Source organism: Mesonia sp. K7, from assembly GCF_003233725.1.
Lineage (GTDB): Bacteria > Bacteroidota > Bacteroidia > Flavobacteriales > Flavobacteriaceae > Mesonia.
In genome coordinates this window covers 242,047-257,256 of the sequence record NZ_QKQV01000003.1, presented here as the reverse complement: position 1 = coordinate 257,256, position 15,210 = coordinate 242,047, and the positions used below count along the sequence as shown (strand labels likewise).

Below are 15,210 nucleotides of genomic sequence, written 5' to 3'. Positions count from 1 at the left end.
TTTCATCAAAAAACAATTACTATTTTTAATAATGAAATAAATGTTTAATAACGGTCAACTCTATTCAGGGAAGTTCAGCTTTTAACGCTGAGCGCTGATTGTAGTGTGATCGTTTTCGAGTATTTGATTCTTAACTCTTTACTCCTTTGTTAAGTGTTAAACTTATCTTAAAACCGCACCCAACTTGGGTATGTCTTGTGTGTTGAAGCAGCTTTTAATCTACAATTTTGCAGTGTAAACAATTGGTAGATGCATCTCAACAGTTTACCGTGCTAAAAGAATGGGCCGATAAAAAATCATTCTCTCAATCCTTAAATATTTAGTTATGGCTAAACAAGCAGGAATTATTAGATTAAAAGGGAGTATAGGAGGTATGTCCTTCTATAAGACCAGTGACGGTTATCTCGTCCGTGAAAAAGGAGGAATAGATGGCAAGCGTATTGCCAATGATCCCGCCTTTCAACGCACCCGTGAAAACGGAGAAGAGTTTGGACGTGCAGGAGCAGGCAGCAAATTAATAAGAAACGCGATTCGTTTATTGCTTCAAAACGTAAAAGACAAAAGAGTTGCCAGTCGTTTAACGACCCAGCTGCTCAAAGTGATCAAAACCGATGCTGTAAATGCCCGTGGGGAAAGAACCATTCCTGAGGGAAATATGGCGTTGCTACACCAATTTGAATTTAATAAGCGTGCAGAGTTGCATTCCCAGTTGGCAGTAAACCATTCCATACAACTGGACCGAAGCACCGGAGAAGTTATACTTTCTTTGGATACCTTCCAACCACTCACTTATATCGACGCCCCGGAAGGAACCACGCATTTTAAATTGGGTATGGGAGCTACCGAATTGAATTTTGAAGACAAGTCTTCGGTATTTGATATGGAGCAAACCCCACTGATTTCTTATGACAGTACGGATACTCCCGCCACCGATCTAACGGCGACCCTTACGGCAGGATCTACTTTGCCTATTGTGGTGGTTTTAGGGCTGGAGTTTTATCAGGAAGTCAACGGGACGACCTATCCGTTAAAGAATGGGTCGTTTAATGCTCTAGCTGTCGTGCAGGTGGATCAAACTCCATAGTTATGGAGCTTATTCTTAAACGTCACTACCATCCAAAGGGATGCAATGGTGCCCTGTACCTTGGAAGCAATCGCATCTGTTATACGATCGAACTTCCTTGGAAAGACAACCAACGCCAAGTATCGTGTATTCCATTGGGAAGATACATGCTGAGGAGGCGCTATAGCGCTCGGTTTCAATGGCATTTGCAAGTATTAGAAGTCCCTAATCGAGACCTGATTCTTCTGCACAGTGCCAATGATAGTAAGCTAGAGCTTCGCGGTTGTATCGCTCCCGTTCGGAAACTTACGGATATAGGAAAAGGCGAAGCCTCGCGCCGTGCTTTACAGCAAGTAAAGGCCTTGGTGTATCCTGTTTTGGAACGCGGTGAAAGCGTGTGTTTGAATGTGGTGCAAGCTTAGCAAAGCATCCTATCTAGTATTCATTTTTAAAACCAATAACTATGACGTTATTTGAACGGGCGAAATCGCCCACCCCTCGATTATTTAAAATACTGCGTAATATCGGTCTAGCTTTGGCCAGTGTTGGTGGTACTTTACTCGCTGCTCCAATAGCTTTACCCGCCATTGTGATAAATGTGGCTGGGTATGTTGCTGTTGCTGGTGGTGTATTGACCGCCGTAAGTCAAGTGGTGGTTCATGAGGATATGCCTCAGAACCCAAAACCGACAGTAATGAAGAAAGAGGAAACAGAAGCTACTGAAAAGTAGTGTTATTTGTCCTGTAAGCTATAGAGGTTTGCAGGCAATTGATGGAGACTCCATAGGGTGACGATCTTGTGGGGTCTTTTTAAATTTAAGGATTATCCAAATTAAAACTAACCATTATTTATAAATAAGATAGCTGAAAATAAATTACTATATTGTATCATAAAACCTTTTATATGAAGCATTTTACTATACTTCTTTTTCTTTTTGTCAATCTTGGGTTTTCTCAGGAAGTATATAAAACAGATAACAAAACAGAAGCAGACTATATAGTTTATACCTCTGAAGAAAAATCGGAAGCAGACTGGATTGTAATGAAAACGACATGGAGAAATCAAGCGGAAAACGGAAAATGGTACTTTACTGAATGGAAAAAAGGATGCGGATATAGTACTATGCTTTACTAAAGAAAAATGGGTGGCAGATAAAATAGTTTATTATACAGACTGGAGTACGGATGTAAAATTTAAGAAATAAAAGTATATTAATGTATTTACAAAATATCAAATTATGGAATTTCAGAAAGTATGGCTCAAATGAAGCATTTGACCATACAAACCCTAATTTAAACCTAAACTTTACAAAAGGAGTAAATGTATTAATCGGAGAAAATGATTCTGGAAAAACAGCCATTATAGATGCCATTAAATTAGTTCTTAAAACTCATTCCTATGAGTGGATAAGAATTGACAAAGATGATTTTTATGGAAATTCTGATAAGTTTAGAATAGAGTTATTATTTAAAGATTTGTCTATTGAGGAAGCCAAAAACTTTACAGAATGGCTAAGTTGGGAAGGGGACGGAGAAGATGCTGTTCCTATTTTGAAATTAGCCTATGAAGCAAATATTAAGGGTGAAAGAATTATAACTTCAGATGTAAAAGCAGGATTATCAGAAGAAGGTTATTTGTTAACATCAGAAGCAAAAGAATATCTTAAAGTAACTTATCTAAAACCCCTTAGAGATGCAAAAACAGAATTAGTCCCAAAGAAAAATTCGAGATTATCTCAAATTTTTCAAGAACACGAAGCCTTTAAAGGGAGAGGAGAAAACCATCCTTTGAAAGATATATTTGATGACTTTGACAAGAGCATCAAAAATTATTTTAATGGACTTGATAAAGACAAAAAAGAAATTGAAGATTTAAAAGGTAAAGAGTTAAAAAAAGAGATAGATGGATATTTACAGTCTTTTTATGATGCAAAAAAAGAAACAGATATTAAAGTCTTTGAAGGGAAACTAAAAAGCATCCTAGAGAAACTTGAATTACTTGTTAAAGATGAGGTTAATGTAGGTTTAGGAACATTGAACCGTCTTTTTATGGCATCGGAACTCTTACACCTCAATAAGAAAGATTATGACGGACTCCGTTTGGGTTTAATAGAAGAATTGGAAGCCCATCTTCATCCACAGGCTCAAATGCAAGTTATAGAATCTCTTCAAAAACAAAAAGATATTCAGTTAATTTTAACTACTCATAGTCCAAATTTAGCCTCAAAAGTATTCTTAGAGAATTTGATTATATGCAATGAAAATTATGCTTATCCTCTAGGAAAAAGATATAGTAAACTAAAGTCTTCAGATTATCCTTTCTTAGAAAGATTTATAGATGTCACTAAATCAAATCTATTTTTTGCAAAAGGTTTAATATTTGTTGAAGGCGTTTCTGAGGAAATTATTCTTCCTTCTATTGCAAATAAATTACATCAACTAGGTCATTTAAGAAATAATTTAACTTCATCTGGAGTTTCAATTATCCCAATAGGCAACACAGCTTTTTTAAGGTATTCAAAAATTTTTGTCCGTAATCAGACTCCTAATATTACTATTCCTATAAGTATAGTTACAGACTTGGACTTAAGACCAATTGAATTTGCGACTTTTTACAATATTATTTCACCTGACAAGAAAAAGAAGAAAAAAATCATCAGTGAATTTAATGTATCAGAGTATAAAGAAAATAAGATTAATCTTTATGAAGAACAGTCTGTAAAGTTATTCATTGGGGACTTTTGGACTTTAGAATATTGTATTGCTTTACATCCAACTTTAAGAAAGATTCTTTTTAAATCAATATTACAATGCTTAGAAGAGATAAGAGCTGATAATTACAAAGGGAACAAAGATAGTTTTAAGGGCATAAAACCTATTTCGGAACTGAATTTTGAAAGAAGATGGCAAAAATTCATTGAAAATAAATCGAATGAACAGATTGCATTTGATATAATGATACAATTCATCATTGATGATAAAAAAATATCTAAATCAATGATTGCGATGTATTTTTCTGAATTTTTAATGACTGATGTGAATCAAATAGATGAAATAATCGTTGAAAATAATTCTATCCAGTATCTTATTGAAGCAATAAAGTATGCCACAAGAAATTATTAACATCTCGACAGAAGATATTCAATATGCTGAAAAATTATTATTGCCTGAGGGAGCAAATTTTGACCCCGAGAGATTGGACTTTATTTATAATTTTGACACGATTGATTTACAAGCCGTTCCTGGGAGTGGCAAAACAACTGCTTTACTTGCCAAACTTTTAATACTTGAAACAAAATTACCATTAGAAAGCAATAGAGGGATTTTAATACTTTCCCACACAAATAAAGCAGTTGATGAAATTAAAGAACGAATTGGCAAACATTGTCCCAAATTATTTTCTTACCCAAATTTTATTGGTACAATTCAGAGTTTTGTAGACCAGTTTTTAGTTATCCCATACATCAATAATTATTTAGGTTTTGATATTAAAAGAGTAGATTCCGACTTATTTAAAGAACAGCTTTGGCGAGAGTTTCAAATAATTAGTTGGAAGAAAGAATATGATAAACCAACTACTTTTTTTTGGGGAAAACATATTGCAGAAGCAAAAAAGGAATCGACAAGAACAGGAGTTTCCGAAAGTGTAATATGCAATTTGAAGATTGAAAAAAACATAAAAGATTTATACTTTGATTTTAATGATGAGAAAATCAAAGTCTTTAGAGACGATTCTGTTGTTTTAGCAACAAAAACTAACAAAAAATATATAGGTATAAAAGAATGCGTTTTAAATGTTTTGAATAATGGCTTTATATCTTATGAGTATGCCTATAAAATGGGATTGAATTGTATTTCTGTTTATCCGAAAATGAAGTTAATTCTACAAGAAAGGTTCAAATTTGTTTTTGTGGATGAAATGCAAGATATGGACACACATCAATACAATTTACTTGAAACTATATTTTATGATGATGGAAGCAGTAAATCTGTGTATCAAAGAATCGGGGACATTAACCAAGCTATATACAGCGGAGAAGTTCATACTGATGAAGTTTGGGAATTTAGAGGAACACCATTAACCATTAATGGTAGTCATCGCTTATCTGCAAATATTGCTGAACTCGTAAATTGTTTTACCTTGAATAGTGAAGGAGGGTTTCAGGTTGACGGCAAAAATGAAAATAGTAACCTAAAACCACATCTTATAGTTTATAAAGCAGACAAAATTAAAGAGGTTATTCCAAAATTTTCGCAAATAATAAAAGGCTATATTGATTCAGAAGATATAATTATCTCCAAAAAAAGTAAATTTAAAGTTATTGGTTGGGTCAAAGAAAAGGAAGGAGATAAATTAGGTATTGCAGATTACTATGAGCAATTCAGACCTCAATCAACATATCAAAAAATTGATTATGACAACTTATACTCTTATCTAACGAATTTCAATAAGGAAAAAAGAACCCTAGAACCAATTAGAAAAAATATTTTAAATGCTTTAATCAAAATCCTTAGAATAGAAAATATAAAGAATCTTGAAAGTAGGTATTTTTCAAAAAAACAATTGTTAAACTATTTATCTGAATTTTATGAAGATGAATACTTCAATTTTAAAAAGAATCTATTTGAATGGTGTATTGATGTTATCAGAGGAAAAACAGATGAGGTTTACAATTCATTAAAGGCAAATATCTCCAACTTATTGAACTTATTTGGAAAAGAAATTAATCATTCAAAGGATTTTATAGACAATGTGATTCTTCAACCAGTTGAAGAGGATAATACAGAACCATTAGCAAAAGATAATATTGTAAATTATAATGATTTTGATATTGAAGTTTCTACTGTTCATTCAGTTAAAGGACAAACTCATACAGCTACTTTGTATGTAGAGACTTCCTACCAAAATGGCAATGACACTTACGAAACTCAGAGACTTTCATCTCAACTAAAACATAATGATTTTTCCGACACAAGAAAATTTCATAAACAATCAACCAAGATGGCTTATGTCGGTTTTTCAAGACCTACTGATTTACTTTGTGTTGCAGTATGTAAGGATAGATTTGATAGCCATCTATCCGATATTGATACAGAAAAGTGGGAAATAATAAATATTTAGAAAATGGAGTTAAAGAAAATTGATAACAAATTAATATTCATTTATCACTATTCAGAATATCAACAAAACGATTGGGTAAGAGAGAAACTCAAAGAGAATAGTGAAGTTACATTCAAAAAAACTTTTACGTTTTTAGAAGAGGATGAATTTGAGCCAAGCCCTAAAAATAAAGATGAATTTAATTTTGAAAATGAGGAAGACGAAGATATTAACATATTTGATGAAAATGAACTTCCTCCAATTAGCTTTATATTGGCTGAATTATATGATGATGGGTATTACAGAATCAAAAAAAGAATAACTGAAACTAAAAACCAAATTTATCTATTTAATGAACTTGAAATTATTCTTGAATATTTTATTGCAGAAACAAAAATTTCAATATTTAAACAAATAGATAATCTTATCAATGAAGATATTTATATTGGTGGAGATGCTGAAAACAATATTCCTATTGAAGATTTTGACCAATTGATTCAAGATTTCCCAACTACTTATGAAAAAAAAGTTTATGCAGAGGCAAGAATATCTTCTACTATTAAAAATTATTTTGAAACTACAAAAGATGCCGAAACCACTTTCCAGAATTATCTTAATAAGAAACCTTCTAAAGTTGGAAAAAAATTAAACAAACTGTTCCAAGAATATGAGTTGTTAAAATACTCAACCATTCTTGAAAAGTTGGAAGGAATGTTGGAATCTGAAAATTCATATAGTGAAACACAATGGCAAAAAGAAATCCTTGAAATCATTCTACTACTCTATCCAAAATATATAAAAGCTTTTCAATCTTCATATATTAAAGCAAATGGTAAGAGTTTTAGGTTTTTGGATTTTATGCTTGTTGATTTTAATGGTAATATAGATATTATAGAAATTAAGAAGCCTTTTTGCAATAAGATAATGACAAACACTTTGTACAGAAAAAATCACATCCCAAGAAGGGAACTAAGTGGTTCTGTAATGCAGTTAGAAAAATACATCTATCACTTAAATCGATGGGGCGAAAAAGGAGAAAAATTCTTAACTGACAAATATCTTTCAGACCTACCTAAAGAGATGGTAATAAAAATAACAAACCCGAAAGGATTTATCATAATGGGGAGAGAAAATAACTTAAAAAGTGAACAAAAAGATGATTTTGAAATTGTAAAAAGAAAGTACAAGAATGTTATTGACATTATTACCTATGATGATTTGATAGAGAGGTTGAGGTTTACTATTCAACAAATTAAAACTAAATAATGTCTATTGAAAGGACAATACAGAAAGCTAAAATTAGAGAAACTGGAAAAGTTATTAAAGACCTAAATAAGTATTTTAATAATAGAAAAAATAGTTTCACAATTAGACAAGAACATAATAGAGATAATATTAGTTTTCAATGTTTAAGTTGTGAACAACCACTAGTAATTGCTCAAAGCAAGAAAAATAATATCTATTTAAAGCACTTGCCAAAATCTAATTATTGCGAACTAAAGGATGAGAACTTATCCAATAAAGAACTTGATATATTCAACAATATTTTAGCATCAAAAGAATCTAAAAGACATATATATCTCAAAAATAGAGTCGGAGAACTACTAAAAAAAGAAAATAATATTTCTGATGTTAGGATTGATGACCATTTTATTTTTAACAATAGCGGTAAGAAAAGAAGACCAGATATTTATTTCAAGTATTTTGAGAAGGAAATTGTATTTGAAATTCAATTATCTCAACTGTCCCAAAAATATATTTTGGGAAGGTATGATTTTTACAAAGAAAAAGGAATTTATTTAGTCTGGATATTGGATACTATTGATATTAGTGTTAATAACTCAGCAATGGGTCTGGATATAAAATATTTATCAAACCATCAAAACTACTTTAAATTTGAAGACAAAACAGATAGGTTTAAGTTGAGGTGTGATTATAAATATTCCTTTTTATTTGGATGGAATAATGAATTAAGATGTGCATGGAATACTGTGAGTATCAACATTGAAAAACTAAAGTTTGATAGTACTAATATTGAGGTCTATTTTCATCATTTTCAAAATGATAAAGAACAAAAAGAAAGAAATCAGATAAGAATTCAAAAAGAACTTTCTGAAAAAGAAAAAGAGGAAGAGGAAGAAGAGTTAGCAAATGAAATACAAGATTTTCTCGATAAAATCGGCTATGAAAAGAGTAAAAAATATAAATCTGATTTTTCAAGATTAAAATTTGATTTAAATTCTTTTAGTAAAGAAAAACTTGATTTACTGAATTCCCGTTTAAACCTTGAAAAAAATCAGAAAATTTTCTACTGGATAAAAAAAGGAGTTAATGCAGATTATAATTTTATTGAATTTATTATTAATAATAATTGTATAAGTCTTGACTTAAACCAAGTTGATAATCTAGGTTATAACCTTTTCTATTATTTATATAACAACAAAAGTATTTATCAGAAAGAAAAGTTTTTAATTTTATTTTTTAAACGTGATTACAAGTTTGTAGAGGTTGATATAAAGACATTAAAGAATCACTCAATTGACTCTTATAGCGAAAGTGAAATGTTATTTAAAAAAGCAAATACAACTCCTAACTGGTTAATCGATTCACTTTTTGAGTACAGAAACCGACGAGTAATATGCATAATTGAAAGTTTTTTATGGCACAACCTTATAGGGTATTATTATAAAGAAAATAAATGGCTAAATCTTGCTCAAAATGCAATTCAAAATTATCCTGAATATTGGGAATATATTGAAAGAGCAATAAAAGCTAGTGGCTTATTCGAGGATATTTTACAATCAGATAAAAGTAGTAAGTTTTATAAAAAACTCGAAAAAATAAACATCAAAGAATTTGAAACTGACTTTAATTTTAATCAGTTATTTATGCATCACTACCCCGAATTATTAGCTATATGAAATCAAAATATCCCTTTTTCTACAATAAAGAATCAATAGAATTAATAACAGAATTTGAGAAGGGTGTTTCAGGTAAAATTAAATCACGCTCAAGCTATTTAAATAATTTAGAAAATGTTGATTTAAAATTTGAAAATAATGAGATTATATTAGACTATAAAAAGATTAATAAAAAAACAAAAAAGCGGATTAAATGGGACGATAATAGAGTATTTCATAACATCTCTCTCATTACCCCTAATTATAATTTATTTATAGAAAAATTTTATTCTTGGGGTTGGTTTACAGGCTTCACTAGTTTTATCTATTCAAAGGGTTTTAAAAAGGACTCTAAAAACTATTTCAAGTTTATTATTCCACTAAAAAAAGAAGTTACATTCCGTTTTCAGTTAGAAGAATTTTCCTTTGAAAGTGATTTAAAAAAATGGTCAAGGGTTGCAAGTTCTATTGTTAGTGAAAATGAAAAATTTTTTCTCCTTCAGGATAACATTCAAACCAAAATTAAAAAAAAGCATTACCTGATAATTGAATCAAATAAAAAGCAATCATATTTAGAATTTATAGATAAGGTTTTTGCTTTAAGGGTTGCCTTTGGCTACATAACAGGAAATTTTATTGGCGGTAAAGCATTTGTCTTTTATTACAATAATAAGGAAAGGAAAAAATTTAATGGCTTTATATGCATGTCTCTTAGAAAAGATATGAAAGGTTTTTATCAACCTATAAATTCAAACCCCTACGCTTGGTTATATTCTAAAGAAAGAAAAAAAGTTGAAGCGATTCGCAAAGAAAAGAATTTACGAACCTTAACTAAAGAGGAGTTTTCCAAACTATATAGTGTCTGCCTAAAAAACGATAAGTTTTTAAGCATTTTATTATTAATGATTGAAACAGGTAGAAACAGCTTGCTAATTAGTCCTATAACCTATTTCACTGCATTGGAGCAGTTAAGTAATATTATATTTATAGAGAAGCCAACAATACCAATAAGTGATACTAAAGATGCTGATAAATTGAAAAATGAATTATTAAACATTGTAGATAAATTTGAGAAAGATAATCTTGAGAAAGATTATGATTTATCCCCTATAAGGAAGAGAATTCAAAATATAAATCAAAAAACAAATAATGATAAACTTATCTCTTGCTTTAAAAAATTAGATGTTGAATTACTAAAAGAAGATTTAAAAGTAATAAAGTCAAGAAACATCTTAATGCACGGAAATTTCCCCAGTTACAGAAAAAAGAAAAATCGTTCTATTAAAGATAAAGATTTAGATTTATATTATACTTCAATTAGAATATACACATTGATAAACATTTTAATACTCAAGTATATTGGATATGATAACTATGTAATTAATTTTTCTAAAATCTACGAAAAAGACACAGAATATATATTAAAAGAAGATTTTTATAGAAGAGTTTAATAATCCCCTAAAACCGTCCACAATAACCAAATAAAAAACCTCAACTAATTGAAAGTCAATATAGATGAGGTTTAAATTTGTGGTCCCACCTGGGCTCCCTTCGACTCCTTACGTCGCTCAGGATAAACTTCTCGCCCAGTAAAACGCATAAAAAACCCAACTCAATTTGAGTTGGGTTGATAAGTTGTGGTCCCACCTGGGCTCGAACCAGGGACCACCTGATTATGAGTCAGGTGCTCTAACCAACTGAGCTATAGGACCTAATTACTTCCCGATAATTATCAGAAAAGATAAATGGTTGGCAAAAGTAAAAATATAAAATCTAATTTACCAATTTATAATTAATTTTTTATGTCTTGGCACAACTCCACCAAAACACCGTGATTGGATTTCGGGTGTAAAAAAGCCACTAGCTTATTGTCTGCTCCTTTTTTTGGAGTTTCGTTGAGCACGACAAAACCTTCCTTTTTTAATCTTTTGATTTCCGCTTCGATATCCTCTACCCCAAAAGCCACATGGTGTATGCCTTCGCCTTTCTTGGCAATAAACTTTGCGATAGGGCTATCGTCGTTGGTTGCCGCCAATAGTTCTACTTTGCTTTCTCCCGTCTGAAAAAACGAAGTCATGACCCCTTCGCTTGCTACTTCCTCCATTTTATAGGGGGCTTTGCCCAAGAGTTTTTCGTAAATTGTGTTTGCCGCGTCGATGTCTTTTACCGCAATACCAATGTGTTCTATTTTGTTCATAAGTGTTCTTTATACTATTTTGAAATTGGAATAAAATTCGTCATTTCGAGTGATTTTTCGAAATGAAATGAAGTAAAATTGTATCGAGAAAAAGAATTTTATTTCAAAACCTTATCCTCGACCTGTCTTCCGCAGGCAAGGCTCGAATTGAAGGTTTTGGAAGTCAAGTAAAAAATCGCCGTATTACTTCATCAATTTATTTTATCCGATTACAAAAATAAAAAGAAGTGATTTAAACTTTTTGTGTTTAAGCGAAAATTGAAGATTTTTTGATTCTTTGAAGTTTTTTTTGTCCCGAAAATTCGGGAGCATAGCAACGCCACGGAAGGAGAAAAAGACAAAAAAGAAGGAAAAAAGAACATTTTTTTAGCAAATAGAAAAAGTTTAAATGGCTTCTATCTTTTAAAAACTTATTTTTGTGTTTATGGAAGAAACAAACAGACAGAAAAAAATAGGTGGTCTCATTCAGCAGGATTTGGCAGAAATCTTACAGGAAACCTTGAGAAAATCAGGAAACCTTAACATCATTATTTCGGTTTCTAAGGCGAGCGTGACCTCAGATTTGTCTATTGCCAAAGTATATTTAAGCATTTTCCCAACTAAAGATGCGGCTGCTCTTCTTAACGAAATCAAAAGCATCAAACCGCAAATCAAACACCAGTTGGCGCAGCGCATCAAACAACAAATGCGTAAAACCCCAGATTTGCTTTTCTTTTTAGACGATTCGCTCGATTACATCGAAAATATAGATGATGCGCTAAAAGGCAAGGACAATCCCATAGACAACCCCGATTTGTTACAACGAAGAAAAAAATCCTGACTTGAATTTTTCGTACTACATCGCTAAGCGTTACCTAATTTCCAAAAGTAAAAACAACGCCATCAATATCATCACAATGATTGCTGCGATTGGGGTATTTGCGGGAGCTTTTGCGCTTTTTGTAGTTTTGTCGGGTTTTGCTGGGCTCAAACAGTTTAGCCTGAATTTTACCAACGAATTCGATCCCGATCTTAAAGTTATTCCTGCGCAGGGCAAAACTTTCGATTTCACCTCCGTGGAATTAAAAAAGTTGCAAAGCATTCCTGAAATCAAAGCCTTTTCAACCATTGTAGAAGAAAGGGTTTTGCTGGAATACAACGATAAATACATGCCGATTACCCTGAAAGGGGTCGATGAAAATTATTTGAAAGTCAACTCTGCAGATAGTTCTTTGGTAAGCGGACTTTGGTTTCATCCCGAAGAAAACCAAACCGTGATTGGTTATGGCGTTTCCAGAAAACTTTCTTTGGGTGTCGCGGGTTATGGCGATGTCCTTAAAGTGATGGTGCCCAAACCAGGGAAAGGTCAAATTACCGATGTCAACAATGCTTTTAATTCACAAAATGCCTTAGTGACCGGGATTTTTAGTGTAAACGAAGAAATCAACGAAAAGTATATTTTTACACCTAAAGCTTTTGCGCGAAGTTTACTCAATTACAAGGAAAATCAAATTTCAGGTATTGAAATTCGTACCCAACCTGATACCGATGAAGCCGTTGTAAAAGAAAAACTTCAAGCTATTTTTGGAACGAAAATAGACCTCAAAAACCGTATCGAGCTCAACGATGCGCTCTACAAAATGCTGAACACCGAAAACTTGGTCGTTTACCTTATTTTTACACTCGTCTTGATTATTGCTCTTTTTAATGTGGGTGGAGCCATCGTGATGGCCATTTTAGACAAACAGCACAACATCAAAACCATGCATCATTTGGGCGCTACACCACGCGAAATCAAACATGTTTTTCTTTTACAGGGCGGTTTGCTCACTTTTGTTGGTGGTGTTTTGGGCTTATTAATCGGCGTAATTATAGTCTATTTACAATTGCATTTTAGTTGGGTGATGATCACCCCTACTTTACCTTATCCGGTAAAAGTAACGGCAGGAAATATCATCTTGGTTTTTACGACCATTATGATTCTAGGTTTTACCGCGTCGTATATTGGTGCCACCCGCGTGCAGAAAGTGTTGGCTTAAGTTTTTTCAGGGCATTATGACATGGCCATAATAGATTCTTTCTCCCATCCAGATCCTGAGGGTTCGGAAGGGATTGGAATGACTTTTATATTGTAAAAACAAAATCCCCAAATTCCTTTTCGGCTTCATCAAAAGCAGCAAATACATCTGCTGCATCATCGCTGGTCACCATTTTCATACGGTGCTCTTTAAAATGTGGGATCCCTTTAAAATAATTGGTATAATGACGACGGGTTTCAAAAACCCCTAATCGTTCCCCTTTCCAATCGATTGCCATTTGCAAATGCCTTCTTGCGGCCTCCAAACGTTCTTGCATTGTTGGTGGGTCAAGATGTTCGCCTGTTTTGAAATAATGTTTTACTTCTCTAAAAAACCAGGGGTAACCAATACTCGCTCGGCCAATCATCGCACCGTCCAACCCATACTTGTCACGCATTTCGACGGCTCTTTCCGGGGTATCTACATCACCGTTTCCAAACACCGGAATGTGCATTCTTGGGTTGTTTTTTACTTCGGCAATAGGCCCCCAATCGGCTTCTCCTTTATACATCTGCACACGTGTTCTTCCGTGAATGGAAATCGCTTGGCAACCCACATCTTGTAAACGTTCGGCCACCTCAACTATCTTTATGGAGTCTTTATCCCAACCCAATCGTGTTTTTACAGTTACGGGCAATTTGGTGTGTTTGACCATGGCTTCGGTCAGGCTCACCATTTTATCGATATCTTTTAAGATTCCAGCGCCAGCGCCTTTACACACTACTTTTTTTACCGGACAACCAAAGTTAATATCAATAATATCCGGTCCTGATTTTTCGACAATTTCTACCGATTCTAACATCGCGTCGAGATCGGCACCAAAAATCTGAATCCCAACTGGGCGTTCTTTTTCGTAGATGTCAAGTTTCATAACACTTTTTGCCGCATCACGTATCAATCCTTCTGACGAAATAAATTCGGTATAAACCACATCGGCGCCTTGCTCTTTACACAGAGCCCTAAACGGCGGATCGCTCACATCTTCCATCGGTGCTAACAACAACGGAAATTCTCCTACCTCTATGTTTCCTATTTTTGCCACAGTTTTCTGATTTTGAGTGCAAAAATACTAATTTTGAACGAAATTTATCCATTATGGGGTTTTACGATTTGTCGAAAGAAGCACGTGTGGTTTTGGTAAACGAAATGACCAACACTATTTTAAATGATTTTAAAACAAACTCCATTAAGAAAATACTGGAGTATTTTGAAGATGAAGATACCTATATTCGGAAAACGGCTTACCAGGCTGTAGGTAAAATTTATTTCGCAGAAAAGCAATTACAAGCTTCCGTTTTAAACGGATTAAAAAAACTCTTTACTTCAGCAGATGATAAAGTGCGACAAACGGTGATAAATGCGGCTGGAGAAATTGGTATCGTTTATTTTGAAATTGTACAAGCCTTTTTTGATAAGGGTTTGGAAGATGAGCATCATCGGGTGCGAAATGCGGTGATTGGCTCCATTAAGAAAATGGCAGACAAAAACCCAAAGCCTGTTTTGGTTTGGTGCAAAAAATATGTAGCTCATCCCGATAAAGAGATTCGTCGACAAATTTGTCACGGCATCGAGTTGCGCGGTAGAACACATCCAAAAGATATTTTGCCCCTTTTAAAAGCGTTTGAGTTTGATGAAACCACTCGTGTAAAAAACACGCTAATTCATGTGTTAGGGCAAATCGCCTACAAAAAAGGATGTTTACCCAAAGTGATTACGCATCTCAAAACATAGAAAAACGAAGAAGTCGTTGAAAAAGCTCTGATAGAGATTATCGATGTACACCAGCGTTATGCCAAATTTTCGGCATTAAGCCAAGCAGAAGCGATTGCTTATATCGAGGAGAATTTTTAACTATAGTTACTATCTTTTTTTATATGCTTATATAAGCTATAA

The 15,210-nt window shown here is 33.0% G+C and carries 14 protein-coding genes and 1 tRNA gene; 12 read left to right on the top strand and 3 right to left on the bottom strand.

What is annotated here, in order from left to right:
* The first annotated feature begins 325 nt into the window (after nt 1–325).
* From DNG35_RS03945 to DNG35_RS03905, 9 genes are all read left to right on the top strand, one after another.
* Entirely contained in the window at nt 326–1,084 is a 759-nt protein-coding gene (locus DNG35_RS03945) for a hypothetical protein (RefSeq protein WP_111126452.1), read from the top strand.
* Nucleotides 1,085–1,086: 2 nt separating this feature from the next.
* A complete protein-coding gene (locus DNG35_RS03940) occupies nt 1,087–1,485 on the top strand; it encodes a DUF5675 family protein (RefSeq protein WP_111126451.1) in 399 nt (132 codons plus the stop codon).
* 113 nt (nt 1,486–1,598) lie between these two features.
* On the top strand, nt 1,599–1,793 hold the full coding sequence (locus tag DNG35_RS03935; protein WP_233494444.1) for a hypothetical protein: 195 nt from the start codon (nt 1,599–1,601) through the stop codon (nt 1,791–1,793).
* A gap of 173 nt (nt 1,794–1,966) precedes the next feature.
* Nucleotides 1,967–2,197, top strand: a complete 231-nt coding sequence (locus DNG35_RS03930; RefSeq protein WP_111126449.1) for a DUF6150 family protein — start codon at nt 1,967–1,969, stop codon at nt 2,195–2,197.
* Nucleotides 2,198–2,277: 80 nt separating this feature from the next.
* Complete coding sequence (locus DNG35_RS03925; RefSeq protein WP_111126448.1) at nt 2,278–4,185, top strand: ATP-dependent endonuclease; 1,908 nt, start codon at nt 2,278–2,280, stop codon at nt 4,183–4,185.
* Nucleotides 4,166–6,184: a UvrD-helicase domain-containing protein gene (locus DNG35_RS03920; protein ID WP_111126447.1), complete on the top strand. Its 2,019-nt coding sequence runs from the start codon at nt 4,166–4,168 to the stop codon at nt 6,182–6,184. The genes DNG35_RS03925 and DNG35_RS03920 overlap by 20 nt, the downstream gene beginning before the upstream one ends.
* Nucleotides 6,185–6,187: 3 nt before the next feature.
* Nucleotides 6,188–7,429: a Shedu immune nuclease family protein gene (locus DNG35_RS03915; RefSeq protein WP_111126446.1), complete on the top strand. Its 1,242-nt coding sequence runs from the start codon at nt 6,188–6,190 to the stop codon at nt 7,427–7,429.
* Nucleotides 7,429–9,084, top strand: a complete 1,656-nt coding sequence (locus DNG35_RS03910; RefSeq protein WP_111126445.1) for a DUF6035 family protein — start codon at nt 7,429–7,431, stop codon at nt 9,082–9,084. The genes DNG35_RS03915 and DNG35_RS03910 overlap by 1 nt, the downstream gene beginning before the upstream one ends.
* Entirely contained in the window at nt 9,081–10,514 is a 1,434-nt protein-coding gene (locus DNG35_RS03905; RefSeq protein WP_111126444.1) for a hypothetical protein, read from the top strand. Before DNG35_RS03910 ends, DNG35_RS03905 begins: the two co-directional genes overlap by 4 nt.
* Before the next feature lie 187 nt (nt 10,515–10,701).
* On the opposite strand, the gene DNG35_RS03900 is transcribed toward DNG35_RS03905, so the two are convergent.
* Both DNG35_RS03900 and mce read right to left on the bottom strand, forming a co-directional pair.
* Nucleotides 10,702–10,775, bottom strand: a tRNA-Ile gene (locus DNG35_RS03900).
* 80 nt (nt 10,776–10,855) lie between these two features.
* Nucleotides 10,856–11,260 carry a methylmalonyl-CoA epimerase gene (mce, locus tag DNG35_RS03895; RefSeq protein ID WP_111126443.1) on the bottom strand — a complete coding sequence of 135 codons (405 nt, stop codon included), beginning with the start codon at nt 11,258–11,260 and terminating at the stop codon, nt 10,856–10,858.
* 424 nt (nt 11,261–11,684) lie between these two features.
* Between mce and rbfA the strand changes: the two genes are divergently transcribed.
* Nucleotides 11,685–12,080 (top strand): 30S ribosome-binding factor RbfA, encoded by a 396-nt coding sequence (gene rbfA / locus DNG35_RS03890; RefSeq protein ID WP_111126442.1) that lies wholly within the window; start codon nt 11,685–11,687, stop codon nt 12,078–12,080.
* 1 nt (nt 12,081) lies between these two features.
* On the top strand, nt 12,082–13,278 hold the full coding sequence (locus DNG35_RS03885) for an ABC transporter permease (RefSeq protein WP_111126441.1): 1,197 nt from the start codon (nt 12,082–12,084) through the stop codon (nt 13,276–13,278).
* 85 nt (nt 13,279–13,363) lie between these two features.
* On the opposite strand, the gene dusB is transcribed toward DNG35_RS03885, so the two are convergent.
* Nucleotides 13,364–14,359, bottom strand: a complete 996-nt coding sequence (dusB, locus tag DNG35_RS03880) for a tRNA dihydrouridine synthase DusB (protein ID WP_111126440.1) — start codon at nt 14,357–14,359, stop codon at nt 13,364–13,366.
* A 53-nt stretch (nt 14,360–14,412) separates the two neighbouring features.
* Here dusB and DNG35_RS03875 point away from each other — a divergent pair, with 53 nt between their 5' ends.
* Complete coding sequence (locus DNG35_RS03875) at nt 14,413–15,048, top strand: HEAT repeat domain-containing protein (RefSeq protein WP_199489095.1); 636 nt, start codon at nt 14,413–14,415, stop codon at nt 15,046–15,048.
* The last annotated feature ends 162 nt before the right edge of the window (nt 15,049–15,210 follow it).